The sequence below is a fragment of the uncultured Meiothermus sp. genome (assembly GCF_937863175.1).
Taxonomy (GTDB): Bacteria; Deinococcota; Deinococci; order Deinococcales; family Thermaceae; genus Meiothermus.
Genome location: NZ_CALMCQ010000116.1, coordinates 1 through 2,269 on the forward strand (window position 1 = coordinate 1; position 2,269 = coordinate 2,269).

Sequence of the window (2,269 nt, forward strand, 5' to 3'; positions counted from 1 at the left end):
GGTCTGCTGAACCGGTGCCCCCACTGGGTAGCCTCGCTGACCCCCGACCAGGGCTATCTCATCGCCCAATCGCCTACAGGCCTGCGCTACTTGATTCAACTAGTAGCCCAAACCCCCACCCACGAAGAGGCCTTGCAGGCTGTATTGACAGCCCAGCAGACCCATCGCGCAGATAGGGCCCTCCTGATTGCTGTAAACGGGCAGTATGGCCCGTTGTTTCGGGAGCTTGCTCGAGCCAGCGGGGTTCATCTGTGGACCCTGGAGGAGGTGGACTATCTGATCATGGCTGCCGACCTCGAGTCCAACACCCCCCTGGCCTACCTGGGCCTCGAGGTCAGGCAACCCAAAACCACCCTGGCCCCCCACCCCGCAGCGGTTCGACAGGCCACCCAGGGTTTCTGACCGCCGCTTCCCACCTTGTAGCCAGTACATCACGGTAAAGGTGTCGCTGGCTGCCCAAAGCCGCATGCCTCCGTCTGCCCAGAGCCAGGCGTCGAGGGCATCTGGCGGTGAGGTTTCCAGCCTTCGACGTTCGGCCTGTAGCCTTCAGCTATGAGCTATGGGCTATTCGGTAGACCACAGGAAGTAAAACGGCGCGACACATCCCCTGGGCAGGGTTGGTATAAGCTGTTTGCATGAGCCAGAAGCAAGTTCAGACCGATCACGCACCCCAGGCCATCGGCCCTTACAGTCAAGCCATCGTTGCAGGCGGAATGGTGTTTTGTTCGGGCCAGATTCCCCTGACCCCCTCTGGTGAGCTGGTCGCGGGCGATGTGGAGGCCCAGACCCATCAGGTGATGCGAAACCTGGCCGCAGTGCTCGAGGCCGCCGGAAGCTCGTATGCCCGGGTGGTGCAGACCACCTGCTACCTGGCCGATATGGGCGATTTCCCGGTGTTCAACAAGGTTTATGCCGAGTACGTGCGCGAACCCTTCCCGGCCCGAGCCACCGTGCAGGTGGCCCGCCTCCCTCGGGATGTGAAGGTGGAAGTAGCCTGTACTGCGCTCCTGTGAAGGGAAGCCCGGGATGATCGCATGAAGATCCTTCACCCCACCGATTTTTCCCCGGCTTCGCGGAAGGCCCTCGAGCTGGCGAAGAAACTGCGCGACCTGACCGGGGGTTCGCTCACCATCCTGCATGCCGCCGAACCGCGCTACGCCAGCGCAGCCCATTTTTTTGACACCCAGACCGAAAAAATCTTCGACGAGGCCGAGCAAGCCTGGTCGGTCTTGATGGGGCGGCAACTGGCCGCTCTGGACCCCAACGCCCAGACGGTGCTCGAGCCCCGCAAGCCCATCCCGGTCATCCTCCACCATGCCGTCCGCCACGATCTGGTGGTGATGGGCACCCATGGCGAGGATAGTCTGATGGATCGGTTGCTGGGCACCACCACCGAGCGGGTGATTGCCCAGACTGCCCGGCCCGTTGCGGCCGTATCCAAAGCAGCCGAACCCTCGAGCCTCTCTCGGTTGCTGGTGGGCTGGGGCCCCACGCCAGGCTCCGAGCGGGTGCTGCGGCTGGCCCACCACATCGCCGAGGCCAGCAGGGGAAAAATCACTGTACTGCACGTAGGAGATCCCGGTGAACTCGAGCGGATGAACCAGTCCATCCGTACCCTGCCCCTGGCCCTGGAAGGCCGCCTCGAGGCCAGGGTGCTCTCCCCCGACCCGTCGCCTGCAGCGGCCCTGCTGGGCTTTGCCCACGAGCAGCAGGCCGACGCCCTGTTTGTGGGGCGCAGCCGGGCCGGCGTTTTTTTTGGCTCGGTCACGCGCTGGATTCTAAACCATGCCCCAGTCCCGGTCCTGGTTCAACCCTGAGGAGTCCCTATGCAGATCGAACAACGTCTGGAAAAGCTTGGTATCGTGTTGCCCGAGGTCAAGCCCCCCATGTTCAGTTTTGTGCCCTGGGTGCGAAGCGGTCACCTGGTGTTTGTGTCGGGGCAGGTTTCCAGCCTCAAGGGCAAGCTGGGCCGCGATGTCACCACCGAACAGGGCTACCACGCGGCCCGCGAGGTCGCCATTCGACTAATTGCGGTGTTCAAGGATGCGGTGGGCGATCTTGACAGGGTAAGCCGGGTGGTCAAACTGCTGGGAATGGTCAACTCGATGCCCGACTTTGAGGAGCAGCCCAGGGTTATCAACGGGGCCTCGGATCTGCTGCTGGAAGTATTTGGCGACAGGGGTAAGCACGCCCGCTCGGCGGTGGGGATGGCCCAACTGCCCTTTAGCAGCAGCGTGGAAATCGAAGGGATTCTCGAGGTGGTGTGAGT

At 62.8% G+C, this 2,269-nt stretch carries 4 protein-coding genes; all 4 read left to right on the forward strand.

Annotated elements, in window-relative coordinates:
* On the forward strand, positions 1-402 hold a 402-nt coding region (locus tag Q0288_RS04680), incomplete at its 5' end, for a restriction endonuclease (protein ID WP_299427922.1).
* Positions 403-635: 233 nt separating this feature from the next.
* Positions 636-1,013: a RidA family protein gene (locus Q0288_RS04685; protein WP_299427924.1), complete on the forward strand. Its 378-nt coding sequence runs from the start codon at positions 636-638 to the stop codon at positions 1,011-1,013.
* Between the two features lie 21 nt (positions 1,014-1,034).
* Positions 1,035-1,817, forward strand: a complete 783-nt coding sequence (locus Q0288_RS04690) for a universal stress protein (RefSeq protein WP_299427927.1) — start codon at positions 1,035-1,037, stop codon at positions 1,815-1,817.
* Between the two features lie 9 nt (positions 1,818-1,826).
* Positions 1,827-2,267: a RidA family protein gene (locus Q0288_RS04695; RefSeq protein WP_299427929.1), complete on the forward strand. Its 441-nt coding sequence runs from the start codon at positions 1,827-1,829 to the stop codon at positions 2,265-2,267.
* Positions 2,268-2,269: the final 2 nt, after the last annotated feature.

What these genes read in the sequence shown, in the direction of transcription:
- Q0288_RS04695 (WP_299427929.1), top strand. Translation starts at nt 1,827, where the DNA reads ATGCAGATCGAACAACGTCTGGAAAAGCTTGGTATCGTGTTGCCCGAG.
- Q0288_RS04685 (WP_299427924.1), top strand. Translation starts at nt 636, where the DNA reads ATGAGCCAGAAGCAAGTTCAGACCGATCACGCACCCCAGGCCATCGGC.
- Q0288_RS04690 (WP_299427927.1), top strand. Translation starts at nt 1,035, where the DNA reads ATGAAGATCCTTCACCCCACCGATTTTTCCCCGGCTTCGCGGAAGGCC.